Genomic DNA, 20,898 nt, shown 5'->3' with positions numbered 1-20,898 from the left:
ATATAGTGGAGTATCTTAGGAAGAAACGGCTTTCAGTTTATTAATGGAATATATTGCGTAAAGGGATGAACGGAAAACTTTGAATACCATAATTGCGATTAAAAAATTGCTTTTAAACTATCTGAACCGAGGTACAGAGCTTTATGACGATCCTGAAAAACGTCATAAAATCCTGATTATTAATTGGTTTGGTATGGTTGGGTTTTCAATTACCTTTATTCTCGGCATCAATGCATATATTGACAATAACTCCACCCTCGCGATGGTATTATTGCTCTCCAGTATCTTGTTTTTTCTCTCGCTACAAAATCATTGGCTTTTCCTCAAACAGTACAGGTTCGAAACTTCTAGCACCCTGATTCAGCTAAGTTTACTTACGTTAATGCTGTATCTAGTTTATAGCGGAGGAGCAAACAACACTGGACCATTATGGATATTTTTAGTCCCACCTGTGATGATGTTTTTTGGTGGTTTAAAAGGTGGACTTAGAAACACCCTCATATTTATTGCCTGTTATTGCCTAATAATGTTTTACCCTAATGATGAATTATTATTAGCCACTTACACTTACGAATTTAAAACCCGTGTGCTTTACTCATTAATGACCTTAACGTTTTTAGCAGGTTATTATGAATACTCGCGCCATCAATCTTTCTTGCACGTAAAACAGCTCAGCGAAAAATTTGAGCAACAAGCCCTTCGTGATCACCTCACCAATATTCCAAATCGCCGTGCGATGATGGAGCAACTTAGCTATGAATATGCCAGAGTATTACGCAATAAACATTCGATGAGCATTTTATTGATTGATGTTGATTTTTTTAAGCAAGTTAATGATCAATATGGCCATTCTTATGGTGACGAAGTATTAGTAAAACTGGCTAAATTATTTGTTGGCACTTTACGCAAACAAGATATGATTTCGCGCTGGGGTGGGGAAGAATTTTTAATTTTACTACCGCAAACTCCTTTTGAGGACGCTTATGAAGTGGCCGAAAAGATCAGAAATATCATTCATGCCAATCCGATTGTTTATGAAAATATCACCATTCCTATCACTGTGAGTATTGGTATAGGTAAAGCTGATATCACTCACTCTGTCGACTCCGCCATATCCCAAGCTGACGAGTACCTCTATTATGCTAAAGAACATGGTAGAGACAGTGTTTACCCGAAAAAAGCGAGTTAACTCAACTTACCCTTATAAAGCGTAATTCTATTTGAAGGCATAAAAAAACCAGCCATTATTTGGCTGGTTTTAGTTTATTTTATTGTTGCTGAGTTAGACACCGAATAAAGCTCGAGGCACCTAGGCCCCCTGATTAATCCTTGATACAGCTTATCTTCTAATGCTGGTTATTTCCTAATGCAGCTTATTTCCTAATAAAATATAGCGCCCCTGCACTAAACAACACCGCAGGCATACTGGCACTAATGTATGCAGGTAAGCCATAAACAATACTTAATGGCCCAAATATTTCACTACAGATATAAAAGCTGAAACCTGCAACAACACCCAGTAACACCCTGGCGCCCATAGTTACCGTTCTTAAAGGACCAAACACAAATGACAATGCCACGAGTATCATTACTGCAACGGTAATGGGTTGCATAATTTTACGCCACAGCGCTAGCTCATATCGACTTGGATCTTGTTGGTTCACTTTCAAATAATCCAAATAACCAATCAAGCCCTGAATACTTAATGCTTCAGGCTTTACTGACACCACACTTAATTTGTCTGGCGTCAATGTCGAGTTCCATACACGCTCTTCTTGGTACTCCAAGGTAATTTGGTCTTCGGTAATGTGGGTATTTTTAACGTCGAATAAACGCCAGACACCATTAGCAAAGTTAGCTCGCATTGCTTGGGTCATGGTCTTTAGCTTTAAATCATCGTCAAATTCATAAAAGGTGATGTTATTGAGGGTGTTGATGGTTTCAACTTCACCAATATTAACGAATAAATCACCATCTCGAGCCCAAACCCCTCGATGGGATTTTATCAAGCTGCCGCCAGACACTTTGGTGGCTTGTAACTCTTTAGCGCTTCGCTCTGCAACGGGTGCGCCCCACTCACCTAACGCCATCACGATAATCATCAGCGGAATAGCGGTTTTCATCGCTGAAATAGTAATTTGTAGACGTGACATGCCTGACGCTTGCATCACCACAAGCTCAGAATTTGACGCAAGCATTCCCATACCGATTAATGCGCCTAGTAACACCGCAATAGGAAAGAACATTTCAATATCACGCGGAATTAAGAAGATGACATAAATCATCGCATCCAACATGGTATAAGCACCGCGCCCTACCACTCGTAACTGATCTACCCACTTAATAATACCGGACAAGCCTGTCAAGATAAGTAGACACAAAGCTGATGTGCTAATAATAACGCGCGCAATATAGAGATCTAATATCTTCATGATGCCACCTGCTTGCGCTTAAAGCTTTGCAGTATTTTAGCCCCACTTGGACGCTCTTTACCCAGTAAAAACAAGCCCATCACCAGAGCAGAACCATGGATCCACCACATACCTAACGCTAGCGGAATGACTTCATCTTCTAATGCTTTACGCCCAGCGACCATCAAACCAAAATATCCAAGGTACAATAATATCGCGGGGAACATCTTGGCAAACTTACCTTGTCTGACATTCACCCTCGCTAATGGCACAGCAATGAGTGTCATTAATGGAATAGCCAGTGGCAATGCAAGACGCCACTGGAATTCAGCAACAGCTTCAGGCCCAGGGGTACTTAATAGCTCATTAACAGGCAAAGCTGATAACTTTCTGCGCCTTTCATCAACTTCCTGCTCTTTAATTTCCATTCGATAACCACCAAACTCAATCATTTGGTAATCAAGATGATGGGCACTGCCCTGATAACGAATACCGTTATCAAGCTGTAACTGTTGACTACCAAAGCGATCTTCGACCACTCGACCTTGCTCAGACACCACAATATTAGTGAGGCCTTCTTCATCTTCAGGATCAGGAAGTTGCGCTACAAAAACTTTTTGTAACTCATTGGATTTCGATATTTTTTCAACGAATAATACGGCTCGGCCATTGGGGCTTGCTTGAAAACGCCCTTGCACAATAGCTGCTAGACCCGCTTCAGACTGAGCCTGCTCTAACACTTGGTTTTGCTTCTCTTCGGCCCAGGGTCCGACATAAAGCGATAAAATACCAGTAAACACTAAGTTAGCGACTGCAATAAGCAAGGTCACTCGTGTCACATACCATTCACTAATGCCAACGCCATGGAGTACCACCATTTCGTTTTCGGCATACATTCGCCCATGAGCAAGCAAAATCGCTAAGAAAAAACTCAGCGGCAGTACCAGTACGGTAAGTTGCGGTAGATTAAGCCCTAACAATGTCAGCACTAAAGATGCAGGGAAATCGCCATCTGAGGCATCCCCTAATACACGTACAAATTGCTGGCTAATAAAAATAGTTAACAGCACCAAAAGTATCGCAAATTGGGCTTTTAAAACTTCAACGATCAAGTATCTAAATACAATCACAGGTAGGATCCACTGTCTAAACTTGTCTTTTTGCTGGTATCAGAGTAAGTTCACTATAAAATGTCTGCTTTTAGCAGTTATTGATAGTTTTCTGACCAGCTCGTGAGCTTCTTTAAGTGTAATTCATTTAGCTGCGTAGCAGAAAATTACCAAGGATTTATTTCCTTAAAGGTTTGTAAATATGGCCTAACAGGCCTAATTAAAACATTATCTAATAAATATAAAAATTTGTCTTTAATAATCTAGGAGTGCTCATGGAGTTTAGCGTAAAGAGCGGCAGCCCCGAAAAGCAACGTTCAGCTTGTATCGTTGTCGGTGTATACGAACCTCGTCGTTTATCTGGTATCGCAGAGCAATTGGATAAAATCAGTGAAGGTTACATCAGTAACCTACTTCGACGTGGTGATTTAGAAGGCAAACCAGGACAGATGCTATTGTTGCATCATGTACCAAACGTGCTCAGTGAGCGCGTTTTGTTAGTCGGTTGTGGCAAAGAGCGTGAACTCGATGAGCGCCAATACAAACAAATTATCACCAAAACCATTAACACTTTAAATGAAACTGGTTCAATGGAAGCTGTTTGTTTCCTAACTGAATTACACGTTAAAGGTCGCGACACATATTGGAAAGTGCGCCAAGCTGTTGAAACAACTTATAACAGTTTATACAGTTTCGATACCTTAAAAACCCGCAAAGGCGAAACTCGTCGTCCACTTCGTAAAATGGTATTCAATGTTCCGACTCGTCGTGAACTGACCATCGGCGAACGTGCTATTGAGCACGGAATGGCAGTTGCTGCAGGTATGGACTTATGTCGTGATGTGGCAAACATGCCACCAAACATTTGTAACCCTGCTTATTTAGCTTCTCAAGCTCGTCAGATTGGTGAAGTTCATGAGAACTTAACTGTTACCACCATTGGTGAAGAACAAATGGCTAAACTAGGTATGAATTCATACTTAGCAGTGGGCCGTGCAAGTGCTAATGAATCAATCATGACCATAATGGAATACAAAGGCGCGGTTGATGAAACTGAAAAGCCAATTGTGCTTGTGGGTAAAGGTTTAACCTTCGATTCAGGCGGCATCTCATTAAAACCAGGCGATGGTATGGATGAGATGAAATATGACATGGGCGGGGCAGCCGGTGTTATCGGCACGATGAAAGCTTTATGTGAAATGAATTTGCCAATCAACGTTATTGGTATTCTTGCGGGTTGTGAAAACATGCCTGCAGGTGATGCATACCGCCCTGGTGATATCCTTACTACCATGTCAGGTCAAACTGTTGAAGTGCTTAATACCGATGCTGAAGGTCGCTTAGTATTATGTGATGTTCTAACTTATGTAGAACGTTTCGACCCTGAATTAGTCATTGATACTGCTACGCTAACGGGTGCATGTGTTATCGCACTCGGTAAGCACGCTTCAGGTTTATTCTCATCTCACAACCCATTAGCTCACGAGCTGTTAAATGCGGGCGAACAATCTGGTGACCGCGCATGGCGCATGCCGATTTGGGATGAGTACCAAGAAATGCTTGAAAGCCCATTTGCTGACATGACTAACTTAGGCGGTCGTCCAGCAGGTTCTATTACTGCAGCATGTTTCTTATCTCGCTTTACTAAGAAATATAACTGGGCACATATTGATGTTGCTGGTACTGCATGGAATAGTGGCGCAAATAAAGGGTCAACAGGTCGTCCTGTACCATTATTAAGTCAGTTCCTAATCAATCGCGCAGGTGTAGATCAAGGCGAATAAGCCTTATTGAAGCAAGCCGATAGATTGAGCTTTATAAGAAAAGGTGAAGAAGCAATTCTTCACCTTTTTTATTTTTCTAAATGAATTAAATAACAAACACATCTAAATGTTAATTTAACCGCTGTCCGCCCTAGCCCCACGAGTTGCTTTTAGTGTAAAATCCGTCTTTACTTCGTCAAATATAGTAAAAGCATGCCAAAGACTCTGTTTTACTTAATGCCCGCCATCAATACACAGCCCAGTGCTATCGAAAGTGTATTGTTAAGCGCCTGCCAATTAGCAGAAAAGCATTACCGTCAGCAGCAATTAATTTATATTCATTGCCAAGATAAACAGCAGGCATACGCCATTGACGAATTACTTTGGCAATTTGAGCCAACGGCATTTGTTCCTCACAATTTAAAAGGGGAAGGACCTGTAACCGGTTCACCTGTCGAAATTGGTTTTGATAAATTAGGCGCCAATAAAAGTCGTCATTTACTCATTAACCTCGCAGATCAAGTGCCATCATTTGCGGTTAACTTTCCGCATATTATCGATTTTGTTGCTAATGATGATGCGCTTAAACAAATTGCACGTGCTCGCTATCGTGAATACAAGCAATTAGGCATTGAACTCACTACAACTGAGTTCACTGGCGTTTAAGCCAGTTGATTCGTTAACAATACCAACTATTAATTTAGATTGAGAAAACAAAAATCCCATGGAAAAAACATATAATCCGCAGTCAATTGAGCAATCTCTTTACCAAAACTGGGAAGAGCAAGGCTACTTCAAACCACATGGCGATGAGTCAAAAGGTAATTATTGCATCATGATCCCGCCACCGAATGTGACGGGTAGCTTGCACATGGGTCATGCATTCCAAGACACCATTATGGATACGTTGACTCGTTATCAACGCATGAAGGGTAAAAATACCCTTTGGCAAGTGGGTACTGATCACGCAGGTATTGCTACCCAAATGCTGGTTGAGCGTAAAGTGTTTGCTGAAGAAGGTTTAGGCCGTCACGATTTAGGTCGTGAAAACTTCATCGATCGCATCTGGGACTGGAAAAAAGAATCTGGCGGAACTATCACCAAACAACTACGTCGCCTTGGCGCATCGGTAGATTGGGAACGTGAACGTTTTACTATGGATGAAGGCATGTCTGAAGCCGTACAAGAAGTGTTTGTACGTTTATATGATGATGAATTAATTTACCGTGGTAAACGTCTGGTTAACTGGGATCCAAAACTACACACCGCAATTTCAGACTTAGAAGTTGAAAACAAAGAAAAGCAAGGCAGCATGTGGCATTTCCGCTACCCGCTTGCTGAAGGCGCATTGACTGCTGACGGTAAAGACTACTTAGAAGTGGCAACGACTCGTCCAGAAACCATGCTAGGCGATAGCGCTGTTGCTGTACATCCAGATGACGAACGTTACCAGTCATTAATTGGCAAGTTCATTCTACTGCCAATTGTTAACCGTCTTATCCCAATCGTTGCTGACGACTATGTCGACATGGAATTTGGTACTGGCTGTGTGAAAATCACTCCAGCTCATGACTTTAACGATTATGAAGTCGGTAAGCGTCACGCTTTGCCTATGTTTAACATATTAACCATCAATGCTGACATTCGCAGTGAAGCTGAAGTGGTTAATACTGACGGCACTGCAAATAACGATTTAGATAACAGTTTACCTGAGCGTTATGCAGGTCTTGAGCGTTTTGCAGCTCGTAAAGCCATTGTTGAAGAATTCGAAACTTTAGGTCTATTGGGTAAAATTGATCCACATGGACTTAAAGTGCCATACGGCGATCGCTCTGGTGTGGTAATCGAACCATTACTGACCGACCAATGGTATGTATCAGTTGCACCTATGGCTAAAACGGCCATGGAAGCGGTTGATAATGGCGACATTAAGTTTGTACCGCAGCAATACGAGAACATGTACAACTCTTGGATGCGCGATATTCAAGACTGGTGTATCTCACGTCAGCTTTGGTGGGGACATCGTATCCCTGCATGGTATGACGAGTCAGGAAAAGTCTATGTTGGGCGTGACGAAACAGAAGTTCGCACTAAACATAAACTAGATGACTCGGTGGTACTACGCCAAGACAACGATGTATTAGATACATGGTTTAGCTCTGCGTTATGGACATTCTCAACTTTAGGTTGGCCAAAAAATACTGAAGAGTTAAAAGCATTCCACCCAACAGATGTGTTGGTTACAGGCTTTGACATTATCTTCTTCTGGGTTGCCCGCATGATCATGATGACCATGCATTTCATCAAAGATGAAAACGGTAAACCACAAGTGCCATTCAAAACGGTTTACGTCACCGGACTTATCCGTGATGAAGCCGGTAATAAGATGTCAAAGTCTAAAGGTAATGTCCTTGATCCGCTTGATATGATTGACGGTATCGACCTTGAGTCATTAGTTGAAAAGCGTACTGGCAATATGATGCAGCCTAAAATGGCCGCAAAAATTGAAAAAAGTACCCGTAAAGAGTTTGCTGAAGGTATCGAGCCACATGGTACTGATGCATTGCGCTTTACCTTAGCATCAATGGCTTCAACAGGTCGCGACATCAACTGGGACATGAAACGCTTAGATGGTTACCGTAGCTTCTGTAACAAGATTTGGAACGCCTCACGCTACGTATTAATGAACACCGAAGTGCAAACTGAAGGTGCTGATGAAGATGCGATTGGCGAAGCATTAGATTGTGGTCAATTACTTGTTGATGGCAAGCCTGGTGAAATGGAACTGTCACTTGCTGATCGTTGGATTATCGGTTTGTTTAATCAAACCGTTAAAGCCTATGACGAGCATATGGCTAACTACCGTTTCGACTTAGCAGCAAATACCATTTACGAGTTCACTTGGAACCAATTCTGTGACTGGTACTTAGAATTAACTAAGCCTGTTATGCAAAATGGCACTGAAGCTCAGCTTCGTGGTACTCGTCATACTTTGGTCACTGTATTAGAACAAATGCAGCGCTTAATGCACCCAATGATGCCTTACCTTACTGAAACCATTTGGCAGCGTGTTAAACCGCTTGCAGGTGTTGAAGGTGACACATTAATGCTAGCTGCATTCCCTGAGTTTGATGCTGCTAAAGTTGATGACCAAGCGATGGAAGATCTTGAATGGGTTAAGCAAGTCATTACTGCTGTGCGTAATATCCGCGCCGAGCTAAATATTGCCCCTTCTAAACCACTTAATGCACTATTACGTGGCGTAAGTGAGCAAGATAAAGCGCGTATTGAAGCAAACCAAACCTTCTTTAAAACCCTAGCAAAACTTGAGTCTATGACTATTCTTGCTGACGGTGAAACTGCGCCAATGTCTACCACACAGCTTGTGGGTGACATGGAGCTATTAATCCCTATGGCAGGGCTTATCGATGTGGCTAAAGAAGTTGCCCGTATCGACAAGTTACTTGAAAAAGCTGCAGGTGAGTTTAAACGTATTGAAGGTAAGTTATCTAACCAAGGTTTTGTTGCTAAAGCACCTGCTGCCGTTATTGAAAAAGAACGCGCTAAGCAAGCTGAATATCAACGCGATATTGAAAAGCTTACTGAGCAGAAGGCTGAGCTTGCTAAGCTCGAAGGCTAAATTCTAGCAGCAATTGCAATGAGGAAAGCTATCAATTTTTATTGGTAGCTTTTTTATTTGCAACACAGCGAAATTGAGGGTGCTTCCTTAATTCAACTATGGACGGTTATATACCTCTACTTATTAGCATTGAATCCATTTTTTATTAGGCAAACAAGCTCAAGTCCTGTATAAAGCTTCGCCTCTGGTTCTATTTTTCAATAACCGCAGTTTTAAATTGCCGTTATTAAAACTGTTTTACACTCTTAATATTTACGATGGGCAGGTACGATCATGTCAGACAAATTTTTCTTTAAAGGCCGTCAAACGCCAAAACCTGCCTATGGCGAAAGTGGTTATAATACTAAGCGACAAGCTAAAGTCGGTACACCCACTAACCCACTTGCACTAACTGTTCAAACTGAGGAACGCCAGCAAGCAGTTCAGCTTATTGTCGAGCAGCAAAAGTTAGTGGCAAATATTACTATCAATCCAGAAGTGGCTGAAGATATCCTCCAACTTGAAGGGATTTTGAATAAGCCTAAAGCGATTACTGCTGAAGCGAAAATCAACCGTAACGATCCATGTATTTGTGGCAGCGGCAAAAAATACAAAAAGTGCTGCGGATAAGCTCTTTACCTAGCAACACTTTATTTACAAGCGAGCATTAAGCTCGCTTTTTTGTGCAAAAAATCCACCACCAATTAAATAATTTGTTATTCCCTCATTGTTGCTTTGGTAAATCCAGTTAAATTAGGTAAAGTGTCTGCCGACCTATTGTTAATAACAATTATAATAAAGGGTGAGACATGAGTAACAATTCACACTCAGGTAACGACCTAAGTGAAGTTAAACAGCTGGGAATGTGGGCATCTATTGCCAGCTTAAGTTATATATTTTGGATCGTCGGCGGCATGGAGCTGGTTGAACGTATTGCTTACTACGGTGTAAAAGCCAGTGCGGGCTTATACGCGAAAACACCGGTTTCTGAAGGCGGCTTAGGGATCAGCCTTAGCGATTACGGTGTTATTATTGCTATCTGGGCAATGATGCAAACCTTTATTCCTGTGTTTACCGGCGGTATCTCAGATCGCGTTGGTTACAAAGAAACAATTTTTGCCTCCACCATAATCAAGATCTGTGGTTATTTGGTGATGGCACTGTTCCCAAGCTTTTATGGTTTCCTCTTTGGGGCGATACTGCTCGCTGCAGGTACCGGGATATTTAAGCCAGGGATCCAAGGAACCTTAGTTCTCTCAACGGGAAGGCAAAACACCTCAATGGCTTGGGGTATCTTTTACCAAGTGGTTAATATTGGTGGCTTCTTAGGCCCGTTAGTTGCTGTACATATGCGTCAGCTTTCTTGGGACAATGTGTTTTATGCCTGCGCCGCGATTATCTCACTTAACTTTCTATTTTTGCTGGCCTACAAAGAGCCAGGTAAAGAAGAACGTTTAGAGCGAAACCGTAAAATTAAAAGCGGTGAAATCAAACAAGAAGCACTATGGCGTGATGCACTGCATGAACTGAAAAAGCCTGTGGTTATCTACTACATGCTAGTGTTTGCAGGCTTCTGGTTCTTATTTAATGCCTTGTTCGACGTATTACCTATTCACATTGCTGAGTGGGTCGATACCAGTGTGATTGTGACCTCTTTATTTGGCCCTGAAGGTACATCTAATGGCTTTTTCCAATTCTGGCTTGGACTAGATAACACCGGTACTAAAGTCATGCCTGAAGGCATGCTTAACTTGAATGCCGGTATGATCATGACTACGTGTTTCTTGGTTGCTGCGCTTACTGCTAAGTACCGAATTACCACGGCCATGCTTGGCGGTTGTTTACTGAGTATTCTGGCATTTGTATTAATTGGCGCAACCAATGCAGCTTGGATGATTGTTTTAGCCATCGCCCTATTCTCTTTTGGCGAAATGATGATTAGCCCGAAGAAAAACGAATTTATGGGCAATATCGCTCCTGAAGGTAAAAAAGCCATGTATCTTGGCTTTGTGATGTTACCTCAAGGGATAGGCTGGACATTAGAAGGTTATTTTGGTCCTAAGCTATATGAAATGTACGCATCAAAAGAGATATTTTCATTACAGCTATTAGGTGAGCGCGGTATGGATGCAGCAACAGTTGCCGCCATCCCGCAAGGTGAAGCTTTTAGTACCTTAGTTGCCTTTACTGGAGAACCAGCTCAAGAACTAACGACCTTACTTTATAACACCCATAATATCGGTATGGCGTGGTACATCATTGCCGCTATCGGTACTATTTCTGCTGTCGGGATTTTCTTGTACGGTAAATGGTTATATCGTTTACAACAAAGCTGATTCTAATTTTAATTTTTAAAATAAGTTGATGGTAAAGCTGGCAAGTGTTCAGCTTTACCTTTATCTCTGAACACTTAAACACAATATGCTATTTATTTACTGCAAACCACTTACCCTTCGGTTACTCAGACAGCTTTCAATTAAAATATATTATCGACATACATTAGGTTCCCATAAAAGGATAAGCTTGCAACTTCCTCATCGTATGCACCTCCCATTCGGTGAGGTGGCGATATTCTCCTGCATCTAAATTATTATCAAGAATAATGCCTCCGATAGATTCACGATGTAGCGCCACAACAGGGTTTCGAAAGCGGCCAAACATTCGCTTAATTTGATGGTACTTGCCTTCTTGTAATGTCACCCTTGCTTGAAATTTTGACACCAACTCAAACTTTGCAGGTTTTGTAGTGATATCTTCGTAACCAAAGTACATTCCATCAGCAAAAGCCTTTATATAACTCTCATCAATAGGGTTTGCCAGCGTCACTAGGTATTGTTTGTCGACTTTCGTTTCTGGCGCCATTAAGGCTTGTGACCACTGACTATCGTTGGTGATTAACAAAAGTCCGGTTGAATTCAAATCTAATCGCCCTGCAATATGCATTAACTCAGGGTCGACATCTTTAAGTAAAGACAAAGCCGTAGGATGAATATCATCTATCGTAGCGCTCACAACACCCACAGGTTTATTGAGCATGTAGTATTGACTACTTCGGTGTTGTAACCATGTCTCATCTAATCGAATGCGGCTAAATTCATTAATCTGCTTATCCACTTCCTTACAGATTTTATCATCCAGTTCAATCCTATTATCAATCAATAGCTGTCTAACCGCTTTTTTGGAAATCTGCAGTTTTTGAGCAATAAACTGGTCTAATCGGCTTCTTTTACTGCGCATTAATTATTTATTCTCATTTAACTAGTTAAAAGAATTAACTTATTCCTATTCATTTTAGCGGTTCGTTTGAGTTAATAAACCAAATCGAATACTCTGTTTGTGGGCAAAACAATAAGGAGTAACATGTCTTTGCAACCAGCTTATCCGATTTTACAACCAGAAATGAGCATTGTAGAGCTTAAACAAGCCATTACTGAGTTTGATACCTGGTTAGAACAACAAATCAGTAGTTGTTCTATCGCAGAAATCCTGCAGCATCGCGCGCAGTTTTTCGACATATTACTTAGCCATATATGGCATGCTTTTCAATTTGAAGCTAAAACCATCTCCCTTAATGCCGTCGGCGGCTATGGCCGCAAAACCCTCCATCCATTTTCAGATATTGATATCTGTATTATCCATGACGACGAGATATCCAATAACGATGCCAGTGCCCTTGGAGACTTTTTAACTCAACTTTGGGATTTAGGGCTAGACCTTGGCCACGCAGTAAGAAGATTAGATGATACTTTTATTGCCTGTGCTGAAGATGTCACCATTGCCACCACTTTGTTAGAGATACGTCATATTTGTGGCCATGAAAACCATCAACATCAGGTGCTAAGCAAGCTATACGGTGAAACAATTTGGTCTAGTGAAGCCTTTTTTGAAGCGAAATTTAATGAGCAAAAAGGTCGTCATCATAAAGCCCAAGGTACCGCATTTAATATTGAACCTAATTTAAAAAATAGCCCAGGCGGAATGCGTGACATCCAAACCATCACTTGGATTGCACGAAAACATTTCTCCATTGATGGCCTGAAAGATTTACGACGCCTCAAGTTTTTAACTGACGATGAATATGCTGAATTCATGGAGTGTCAAAACTTCATTTGGCGGGTGCGTTTTGCATTACATCAAGCCTCGAACCGACCTGAAAATAGACTGCTCTTGCAACATCAAGCAGAAGTGGCTCGTCTTCAAGGTTTTGGTGACAGTGGTAATATTGCCATCGAAAAAATGATGCGCCAGTTATTTAGAGCTATGAAACGAATTCGTGAGCTCAACCTAATGCTAATGGCTTATTTTGAACGTGAAATTGTGCCACAAAAAAAACCAAAAATAGTTAACATCAACGAAGACTTTCAAATTTACAACGGCCAAATTCACGCAGAGAACCAAGACGTATTTATCGACCGCTCACAAATTATGGCCATGTTTAACTACATAGCCGTTCATCATGAGCAAGTCACAGGGATCACCCCTGAAACACTAAGATTATTAAGACAAGTTCGTCGCCGTTTAATGGGTGACTTGCAAGACTACCAAGTTTGTCGTGAATTATTCGTCAGGTTATTTAAAAACCCTCATGGAATGGGTTTAGCAATAACCTTAATGCATCAACATGGCATTTTGGCTTCATATTTACCTCAGTGGCGTGAAGTCGTAGGCCAAATGCAATTCGATTTATTTCATGCATATACAGTCGATGAGCATACACATAAGCTATTAAAAAACTTATACAAACTCACTCAAGATAGTGTGTCACCAGATCAAAAATTAGCCGCTGATATTTATGAACGATTCCAAGCTAAAGAGTCGATTCTTTTTGCTGCTTTATTTCACGATCTAGCAAAAGGTCGTGGTGGTGACCATAGTGAACTCGGTGCAGTCGATGCCAAATTATTTGCCAAGTTTCATGGGCTGAAAACGTCTCAGCAACAATTAATCAGTTGGTTAGTGGAGCAACATTTATTAATGTCGATCACTTCCCAGCGAATGGATATTCACGATCCAGAGGTGGTAAAAACCTTCGCTAAATCGGTAGGTAGTGTGACTAAATTAGATGCACTCTATTGCCTTACGGTTGCAGATATTCAAGCAACTAACGACGACTTATGGAATGACTGGAAAGCAAGCTTACTCACAGATTTGTACTTTGCGACCCGTAAAGCATTGCGTAACGGCCTAGAAAACGTATTACAGCTCAGAACAGTTGTCAGGGAACACAAGCAAGAAGCTTTAGGATTAATTAATGCCGATGAAGCTCAACTTGTAGCCGTAAATAGATTATGGAAACGCTTACCGTTATCATTTTTCAGTAATGCTATCCCCACTGAGATAGCCAAATATACACTTGGAATATTAGCTCATGAGTCCCAGCATGAACACGGGCCATCTGTCTCGGAAGCTCATGCGACTGAAGCTAATGCTACTGAAGCTAATGCGCCTGAAGATAATGCTCTCAAAGATAATATAGCTGTAGATAGTATTCCTGAGAAGAATTTCAGTGAGCCACCTTCACTCATCATACTCGATGACAGTAGTGTTAAAGGCTGTAGCGATGTGTTTGTTTATACTAAAGACAGACCAGGCTTATTTATCTCACTGTTTAATACCTTGTCGACATTGAAAATATCGGTCAATCAAGCGCAAATATCTAAAACTAAAGATGGCTATGTTGTAGAAGCTTTTAAAGTGCTCGACTTTGACGGCAAACCTATCTTTAGCTCTCAAAGACGTAAACAAGTCACTAAAAAACTACGACAGATTTTAGATGACAATATGTCACCACCTAAAAACCGGCCTTCAAGACACACCAAAAACTTTGATAACAAGCCGACAATTGAGTTCATCCATTCTAAAAAAGCAGATCGCACCTTAGTGCATATTTTGGCGTTAGAGACCCATGAGTTTATGGGACAAATAGCAAGTGCATTCAGAACGCTAGATCTTAATATTCACTCTGCTGCTATCAGTACTGTTGGTGAACGGGCCGATAATGTGTTTGCTTTATCGAATCAGCATGGTGCTCAATTAACGGAATTAGAACAAATTGAGTTACAGGAGAAATTAGTTAAATCGATTACCTCAAGCTAATACTCAAGCATAAATAAGTTCGAACTATTTGGCTTTTAATTGATAGGTTATGAGCTGTGAGGATGTGTCAACGACCTATAAGCTGATTTAATGACTTTGGCATGCTGCTCTTTTCTATCAAATCTAAATAACAAATTTAGATAACAGGCTTAAATAACAGACATAGATAACAGACTTTGCGAACTGGTTTAAATAACAGGTCTTACTCTAGCTTAGCTGCAGGAAAAACTAGTCAATTAGTTCACTTCAACCTTATAATTACCCCATTAAGATTGATTATGAGCACATTATGTCTGCTAGCAATACTCCAACGACTGAAACCGATAACTTAACTGATATCGGTTTTAACTTTTCTAAAGAATATATTCTAGATAAATCTCACTTCGCTGAAACCTTTGACGAGTCTGTGGTCATTAACCATAGCCCAAAGCGTTATTTAAAAGCTTTAGCTTTTATTGTAGCTGGGGTCTTAATGACTCAAACCGATGTCTCCCCTTATCTTGCGTACTTTTTCATTGGCTTAGGAGCCGTTGAAGCACTTCAAGTACGCTTTAATCGAGCTTGGTGGTTGATGAGGCAACTCATCAGTAAGTCTGCGAATAACCCTGTCACATTAACCATCAATGACCAAGGCATTCACTCCAAGTCTGCATATATTGATCATTTGCTCAAATGGACTGATATTTATCAAGCGCAAGAAACAGAACAAGGTTTTTTATTAACGACAGAAAAGCTTAAACATTACGTTTCAAAGCGTTGTTTAAACGATGCAGCAATTGAATTTATAAAACAAAAAATGAACTAATCGTGCATCTATTTGACTAACTATCTGTTCAATTTACAAACAAAGCTGTTATTACAAACAAATCGATTTACAAAGAATATATGCAAAAGTCTATTGCAAAATGATTTGCAAAAGTCTATTGCAAAAAAACTCGATAAATTCACAAGATATTAATAATAAGTTCTCATAAAGGACAACCCATGCAAAATTTATCATTATCAGCCCTACTGGCAACGACTGTTATATTGAGTACTTCAGCTTTAGCAAATGACGTTAAAGCGCCTAAAGAAACGCTAATTTCTCTTACGGATATTTGTACTAAAGCCGCTGCAGAAGAACAAATTGAATCCGGTGAAGCGCAACAATTTGTATCTGATTGCGTCAATGCTCAATTGATCGAAATGGGATATCAACGCCAATTTTCTCTAGCTAAAACAGAGTTAACAAAAGACAACTTATAACATACAAAAACAAAGGCTTGACCAAAATCAACGCAACCAACAACATCATTAACAACCAAGAACTACAAGTATCAGTTTGTATCATTTTAATTAAAGCAATTTTTCCGACTTCATTTTAGTGATAAAGTCGCTTTTATTAGGTGTTTTTATTTTGATATTACGAAGGTTGTTTGTTGTTGATGTATAAATTTCTTATCATTTTCACACTGTTTTTTCTGTCCGTTGCACCAGCAATGGCTGATGAACCTTGTCAAAGAGATGGAGATTGTATCGTTGTCGGTGAGTGGGATATCAGTGTTGCATTTGGTTATGGCAATAAGACTAACCCATTAACAAGCTATGACGACATACCTCTTTATGTAATACCTTCAATAGCTTACTACGGCGAAAACTGGTTTTTTGATAACTTCAACTTTGGTTATACATTAACGGAACAAGAAAGCTTTACTATTAATCTCGCGACCAGTTACAGCGACGAACGTGCATTTTTCTATCGTTGGGATCCTTCCAATATTTTTTTACCTCAATCAGCAAGTATTAACAATGCGAAAGACTTACGACCATCGGATGATTTTGGAATTGAAGAAGTAAGTCAACCTGCTGTTTTAAATGAACTTGAAAGTAGAAACTTCACCGTATATGGTGGGGTTGAACTTTTCTGGTATGGCAAATTAGGCGTTTTAAAAATTGCCGCCGCTCATGACTTGTTAAATGTACATAATGGTCAAGAAATAGATATCAACTGGACATATTCACTTGCCATTTCTGACTGGCGTTTTGATTTAGCGTTAAAAACAGCCTGGAAAAGCTCAGAAGTTATTGACTATTACTTTGGTGTTCGAGCCAGTGAAAATGCATACTGGAGTGAAAAATACCAACCCAACTCAGATTGGAGTAATTCAATAGAATTGACAACGCGTTACCATATTTCACCCAGCTGGGACTTACTTTTAGCAGCGCGTTATACCCAATTAGCCAATGAAATTATCGACAGTCCAATTATTAATGAAGATTACACAAGCTCATATTTTGTTGGAGCTGCATACAGGTTTTAACCTTGTCCTATAAAGAACCTAAGGTCTATCACCTTTTAGGTATCTTAATACTGATTTTTAGTGCTTTCTATGCCAAAGCTGATACGCTTACCGGGCAAGCACAGTTTTCGGCTACCCCTCGTTTATGTCTAATTGATGCTGGTGACAGTATTTGTGAAATTGACATTAAACTAAATTGGAATGTCGATACTGATCAATTGGTGTGTATTATCTCAAATTACCCATCTTTATCGCGGTGGTGTAGTGATTCAATCAATGAACGCTCATTGCAAATTTCTGTAAAAACAAACAAAAACATTCATTTTGTTTTAATAAATAAGAATAATAATAAAGAACTGGCGGACGTATTACTTAAAGTCACAACTACGTCAGAAACAAAAGTACGTAGACGTTACCGTAACCCTTGGAGTTTATTTTAATGGCAACCCCCCCATCAACTCATAGAGTTTTGTTGGTCGAAGATGATATTCGTCTTGCCAACTTAATTGTGGATTACCTTAAGTCACACGATATGCACGTCGAAGTTGAACGACGTGGTGATACCGTTTTAACACGATTAATTAGTTACAAGCCTGACATCATTTTACTTGATATCATGCTACCTGGACTTGATGGATTAAGCCTGTGTGAAAAACTACCTGATTACTTTGCAGGTCCGATTTTATTAATGAGTGCGCTAGGTTCTCCCGAAGACCAAATCAAAGGCTTAGAGTTAGGTGCTGATGATTATGTGGTTAAGCCTGTAGAACCAAGCCTATTAGTTGCTCGAATCAATAATTTACTGCGCCGTCAGGCTCAACCTTCAAAACCTGAGTCTCACTGTTTAAGCTTTGGGAAACTCAGTATTGATCCTCACACCCAAGCAATCCGTTTAGGCAATACAGAAGTAGACCTTACTAGCCACGAGTTTGAATTATTGTGGTTATTAGCCTCACAAGCAGGTCAGGTACTAAGTCGTCAGTATATTTATCAATACCTTCTTAATATCGATTTTGACGGTAAAGATAGAAAAATTGATGTTCGTATCTCGCGCTTACGTAAGAAGTTAGGTGATAGCATCGAAACACCATTCAGGATTAAAACTGTTTGGGGACAAGGTTATTTATTCGCGCCGGAAGCGTGGAATAATTAATCAGGTTATAGAAGACTTTGAAAAGACTCTTCATCAGCCTATACCTATTACTAAGCTTAAGCTTTTTAGGTATAGGCTGGACACTAGATAGCCTATGGCAAAAACAAGTCGAAGATAACGACCACCTTGACTCACCTTTAATTGCCTTTGCATTACTTCTTGCTCAGCAACCTAAACCCGATCGCCAAGCCTTACTTGATAACATCAGTAAACAATTCCTTTATCCACTGCAATTATTTGAACAAAATGAAATAGCCTTAAGTGGCGATGTGGTCTTGTCGAACAATCAACTTGTTACTACAACTACTGCAGATAAAAGTCATGAATTACAGTTCATTGCTGTCGGTGACCAAGTGCTTATGGCCGGGCCAATTGATGTTGACCCACGTGGTCAATTACGTAGTTTATTTACTATTTTCTTCTATTTATCATTAGCTTTTGTTGCATTAATTTGGGTTTGGCCACTGTCTAAAGATTTAAAGACCTTAAAAAAGGCCACTCAAAATTTTGGTGAAGCAAAATGGAATACCCGAATTGAGCTAAATGCCAGTTCTCAAGTCGCGCCACTAGCTAATACCTTCAACGATATGGCGCAACATATTAGTGACCTTATCGAAAACCAAAAACATTTATCTAATGCGGTTTCTCATGAAATAAGAACTCCGCTCGCGAGGCTCAAATTTGCTCTTGCCCTGCTTCCACAATATTGTCAGCCCAAAAATGATGAGCAGCGAACGCAAGAGTTTCTAGAAGAAATGCAACTTGATATCAAGGAAATGGAAACCTTGCTACAAGAACTACTAACCTATGCAAGCCTTGAAGTGCAACAAGAACCTACTTTTGAAAAGTGCGAGCTAATTAGCATGACAGAGGAGTTAACAGCGCGCTTAACACCACTTAGTGATAAGCCTATCAACTTCCATTATTCTATGGACAATATGCTGATTATGGCTGAGCCACCTCTAGTTGAACGTGCTATTCAGAACCTCATCACCAATGCCCAACGTTACACTCAAACCAGTATTGAACTGTATTTGAGTTACGATGAAAGGTTAGTGTTCTTATCTGTTGTAAATGATGGTGAAGCAATTCCAGAAGAGGACCAAGAAAAACTGTTTGAGCCTTTTTATCGCAGTAAATCTCAACATATAGGTAATAAAGGGCATGGTTTAGGCTTAGCGATTATTAAACGGATCATGCATCGCCATAAAGGCCGAGTTAACTTAGTTAGTGATGAAGATAATACTTCGTTCACATTAATTTGGCCAAGAGACCATTTATTTGTGAAGCCAAAGATGGATGTTTAATTTGCCAACAAATTAATCTAAAGAAAAATCACCAAAATCTAGTTTGTCTTCTTTCTCTTCTTCGAAATCGAGTTGAGTGTTAACTTCAGCCTGCTGTTCTTTAATCGCTATCTGTTGCGCTTTATACTTTGCATATTGCCTACGGCGTTTACGCTGTAAACACAGGCGAATAATATTATGTTTTTGCGCATCACTGAAATGCAGCCAATTGAAGCGTTCATCTCTGTTACGTAAGCAACCCGCACAATAACCACGCGCATCAGTTTGACACACGCCTATACACGGACTAGGTACTGATAGAAAACTAAGTTGTTCCATATCCTCACTAACTTGTGGTCATTTATTACTCTAACTTAGCACTAAACTGGCCAAAAGGCATATTCATACATGCTTATTTATCAAATAAATCAGCACGTAAGATCAACTAAGATTGGTTTAAACAGCCAAATTACATTAAGCTCATAAAAAGGCTTAACCGCTGTACCACTAAATTTGTGAATAAATTTGCGTGTATATTACCCTGCTGACAGCCATCAATGTTTAACCCTATGCCATACTAAAATTGAAGCCTGCCACAAATGGAGAGTGCTATGTTATTGCGAAACCTAATCCTGCTTTCGGTGATACTGTGTTTCACCGCTTGTAAAAGTACCAACAGTAATTCTGACTATGACACCAAGTACGATTTTAGCCAGCTTCAAACTTTTTACTTTATTGAAACACCAGATCAAGGCGATCAGCTGAGTGCTGAGCGAATTCGAGCTAATATCAGAACCTCTCTAACCGAGAAAGGGTTTGTTGAAAAAACAGATCAAAGTGATTTTGCTGTTAGCTATGCATTTTTAACTAAAGACAAGCCAAAAAGTTCAGGCCTTTCAATTGGATTAGGCACAGGAACCAGCGGTAGTCACGGTGGAGTTGGCGTCGGTACCAGTATGGGGATCCCAATCGGTAGTGACAGTGCAAAAATTCAAGTAATTCAAGTTGATATTATTGATGCCAAAGAAAATCGCTTAATCTGGCGTGGCACCGACGAATTTGATTTTGAATCCGGCGGCGATGAAAAGGTGGCTGAAACCAGTAAGACCATTAGCAACATATTGGCACAGTTCCCTCCCTTACCCGAGACAAAGTAATTTTCTTATAGCTGAAGCTATTTCA

At 40.2% G+C, this 20,898-nt stretch carries 18 protein-coding genes; 14 read left to right on the top strand and 4 right to left on the bottom strand.

Annotation, left to right across the window (positions count from 1 at the left end; translation table 11 throughout):
* The first annotated feature begins 79 nt into the window (after positions 1–79).
* Complete coding sequence (locus L2735_RS10220; protein ID WP_248984611.1) at positions 80–1,189, top strand: GGDEF domain-containing protein; 1,110 nt, start codon at positions 80–82, stop codon at positions 1,187–1,189.
* 184 nt (positions 1,190–1,373) lie between these two features.
* Here the strand turns inward: L2735_RS10220 and lptG are convergent, their stop codons facing one another.
* A complete protein-coding gene (gene lptG, locus L2735_RS10215) occupies positions 1,374–2,432 on the bottom strand; it encodes an LPS export ABC transporter permease LptG (RefSeq protein ID WP_248984610.1) in 1,059 nt (352 codons plus the stop codon).
* Complete coding sequence (lptF, locus tag L2735_RS10210; protein ID WP_248984609.1) at positions 2,429–3,541, bottom strand: LPS export ABC transporter permease LptF; 1,113 nt, start codon at positions 3,539–3,541, stop codon at positions 2,429–2,431. Before lptF ends, lptG begins: the two co-directional genes overlap by 4 nt.
* Positions 3,542–3,795: 254 nt before the next feature.
* Here lptF and pepA point away from each other — a divergent pair, with 254 nt between their 5' ends.
* The 5 genes from pepA (at position 3,796) to L2735_RS10185 (ending at position 11,238) form a co-directional block, all read left to right on the top strand.
* Positions 3,796–5,304, top strand: a complete 1,509-nt coding sequence (gene pepA / locus L2735_RS10205) for a leucyl aminopeptidase (protein WP_248984608.1) — start codon at positions 3,796–3,798, stop codon at positions 5,302–5,304.
* A gap of 192 nt (positions 5,305–5,496) precedes the next feature.
* Positions 5,497–5,949 (top strand): DNA polymerase III subunit chi, encoded by a 453-nt coding sequence (locus tag L2735_RS10200; protein ID WP_248984607.1) that lies wholly within the window; start codon positions 5,497–5,499, stop codon positions 5,947–5,949.
* A 58-nt stretch (positions 5,950–6,007) separates the two neighbouring features.
* Positions 6,008–8,923: a valine--tRNA ligase gene (locus L2735_RS10195; RefSeq protein ID WP_248984606.1), complete on the top strand. Its 2,916-nt coding sequence runs from the start codon at positions 6,008–6,010 to the stop codon at positions 8,921–8,923.
* A 273-nt stretch (positions 8,924–9,196) separates the two neighbouring features.
* A complete protein-coding gene (locus tag L2735_RS10190) occupies positions 9,197–9,532 on the top strand; it encodes a PBPRA1643 family SWIM/SEC-C metal-binding motif protein (RefSeq protein WP_248984605.1) in 336 nt (111 codons plus the stop codon).
* 179 nt (positions 9,533–9,711) lie between these two features.
* Positions 9,712–11,238, top strand: a complete 1,527-nt coding sequence (locus L2735_RS10185; protein WP_248984604.1) for an MFS transporter — start codon at positions 9,712–9,714, stop codon at positions 11,236–11,238.
* Between the two features lie 163 nt (positions 11,239–11,401).
* Here the strand turns inward: L2735_RS10185 and L2735_RS10180 are convergent, their stop codons facing one another.
* Positions 11,402–12,139 (bottom strand): 16S rRNA pseudouridine(516) synthase, encoded by a 738-nt coding sequence (locus L2735_RS10180; protein ID WP_248984603.1) that lies wholly within the window; start codon positions 12,137–12,139, stop codon positions 11,402–11,404.
* Between the two features lie 123 nt (positions 12,140–12,262).
* On the opposite strand from L2735_RS10180, the gene glnD reads away from it, so the two are divergent.
* The 7 genes from glnD to L2735_RS10145 all read left to right on the top strand — a co-directional run bounded on the left by glnD (position 12,263) and on the right by L2735_RS10145 (position 19,737).
* A complete protein-coding gene (gene glnD / locus L2735_RS10175; RefSeq protein ID WP_248984602.1) occupies positions 12,263–14,998 on the top strand; it encodes a [protein-PII] uridylyltransferase in 2,736 nt (911 codons plus the stop codon).
* Positions 14,999–15,287: 289 nt separating this feature from the next.
* The gene (locus L2735_RS10170; protein ID WP_248984601.1) at positions 15,288–15,803 is read left to right on the top strand and encodes a YcxB family protein; all 516 of its coding nucleotides are present in this window, start codon (positions 15,288–15,290) and stop codon (positions 15,801–15,803) included.
* A gap of 179 nt (positions 15,804–15,982) precedes the next feature.
* Positions 15,983–16,243: a hypothetical protein gene (locus L2735_RS10165; RefSeq protein WP_248984600.1), complete on the top strand. Its 261-nt coding sequence runs from the start codon at positions 15,983–15,985 to the stop codon at positions 16,241–16,243.
* 179 nt (positions 16,244–16,422) lie between these two features.
* A complete protein-coding gene (locus L2735_RS10160) occupies positions 16,423–17,298 on the top strand; it encodes a MipA/OmpV family protein (RefSeq protein ID WP_248984599.1) in 876 nt (291 codons plus the stop codon).
* A 2-nt stretch (positions 17,299–17,300) separates the two neighbouring features.
* Complete coding sequence (locus tag L2735_RS10155; protein WP_248984598.1) at positions 17,301–17,717, top strand: DUF3019 domain-containing protein; 417 nt, start codon at positions 17,301–17,303, stop codon at positions 17,715–17,717.
* The gene (locus L2735_RS10150; protein ID WP_248984597.1) at positions 17,717–18,430 is read left to right on the top strand and encodes a winged helix-turn-helix domain-containing protein; all 714 of its coding nucleotides are present in this window, start codon (positions 17,717–17,719) and stop codon (positions 18,428–18,430) included. Before L2735_RS10155 ends, L2735_RS10150 begins: the two co-directional genes overlap by 1 nt.
* A 17-nt stretch (positions 18,431–18,447) precedes the next feature.
* Complete coding sequence (locus L2735_RS10145; RefSeq protein ID WP_248984596.1) at positions 18,448–19,737, top strand: ATP-binding protein; 1,290 nt, start codon at positions 18,448–18,450, stop codon at positions 19,735–19,737.
* A gap of 12 nt (positions 19,738–19,749) precedes the next feature.
* Here L2735_RS10145 and L2735_RS10140 read toward each other — a convergent pair whose 3' ends face one another.
* Positions 19,750–20,055, bottom strand: a complete 306-nt coding sequence (locus tag L2735_RS10140) for a DUF1289 domain-containing protein (protein ID WP_248984595.1) — start codon at positions 20,053–20,055, stop codon at positions 19,750–19,752.
* A gap of 272 nt (positions 20,056–20,327) precedes the next feature.
* Here L2735_RS10140 and L2735_RS10135 point away from each other — a divergent pair, with 272 nt between their 5' ends.
* Positions 20,328–20,873 (top strand): DUF4136 domain-containing protein, encoded by a 546-nt coding sequence (locus L2735_RS10135; protein ID WP_248984594.1) that lies wholly within the window; start codon positions 20,328–20,330, stop codon positions 20,871–20,873.
* Positions 20,874–20,898: the final 25 nt, after the last annotated feature.

It is taken from the genome of Shewanella olleyana (genome assembly GCF_023283825.1).
Taxonomy (GTDB): Bacteria; Pseudomonadota; Gammaproteobacteria; order Enterobacterales; family Shewanellaceae; genus Shewanella; species Shewanella olleyana.
Note: the sequence above shows the minus strand (reverse complement) of the source record. Positions and strands in the feature narration are given on the sequence as shown.

Excerpts from the sequence above, each read along its gene's own strand:
- lptG (WP_248984610.1), bottom strand. The coding sequence starts at position 2,432 with ATGAAGATATTAGATCTCTATATTGCGCGCGTTATTATTAGCACATCA.
- pepA (WP_248984608.1), top strand. The coding sequence starts at position 3,796 with ATGGAGTTTAGCGTAAAGAGCGGCAGCCCCGAAAAGCAACGTTCAGCT.
- L2735_RS10200 (WP_248984607.1), top strand. The coding sequence starts at position 5,497 with ATGCCAAAGACTCTGTTTTACTTAATGCCCGCCATCAATACACAGCCC.
- L2735_RS10195 (WP_248984606.1), top strand. The coding sequence starts at position 6,008 with ATGGAAAAAACATATAATCCGCAGTCAATTGAGCAATCTCTTTACCAA.
- L2735_RS10190 (WP_248984605.1), top strand. The coding sequence starts at position 9,197 with ATGTCAGACAAATTTTTCTTTAAAGGCCGTCAAACGCCAAAACCTGCC.
- L2735_RS10185 (WP_248984604.1), top strand. The coding sequence starts at position 9,712 with ATGAGTAACAATTCACACTCAGGTAACGACCTAAGTGAAGTTAAACAG.
- L2735_RS10180 (WP_248984603.1), bottom strand. The coding sequence starts at position 12,139 with ATGCGCAGTAAAAGAAGCCGATTAGACCAGTTTATTGCTCAAAAACTG.
- glnD (WP_248984602.1), top strand. The coding sequence starts at position 12,263 with ATGTCTTTGCAACCAGCTTATCCGATTTTACAACCAGAAATGAGCATT.
- L2735_RS10170 (WP_248984601.1), top strand. The coding sequence starts at position 15,288 with ATGTCTGCTAGCAATACTCCAACGACTGAAACCGATAACTTAACTGAT.
- L2735_RS10165 (WP_248984600.1), top strand. The coding sequence starts at position 15,983 with ATGCAAAATTTATCATTATCAGCCCTACTGGCAACGACTGTTATATTG.
- L2735_RS10160 (WP_248984599.1), top strand. The coding sequence starts at position 16,423 with ATGTATAAATTTCTTATCATTTTCACACTGTTTTTTCTGTCCGTTGCA.
- L2735_RS10150 (WP_248984597.1), top strand. The coding sequence starts at position 17,717 with ATGGCAACCCCCCCATCAACTCATAGAGTTTTGTTGGTCGAAGATGAT.
- L2735_RS10140 (WP_248984595.1), bottom strand. The coding sequence starts at position 20,055 with ATGGAACAACTTAGTTTTCTATCAGTACCTAGTCCGTGTATAGGCGTG.
- L2735_RS10135 (WP_248984594.1), top strand. The coding sequence starts at position 20,328 with ATGTTATTGCGAAACCTAATCCTGCTTTCGGTGATACTGTGTTTCACC.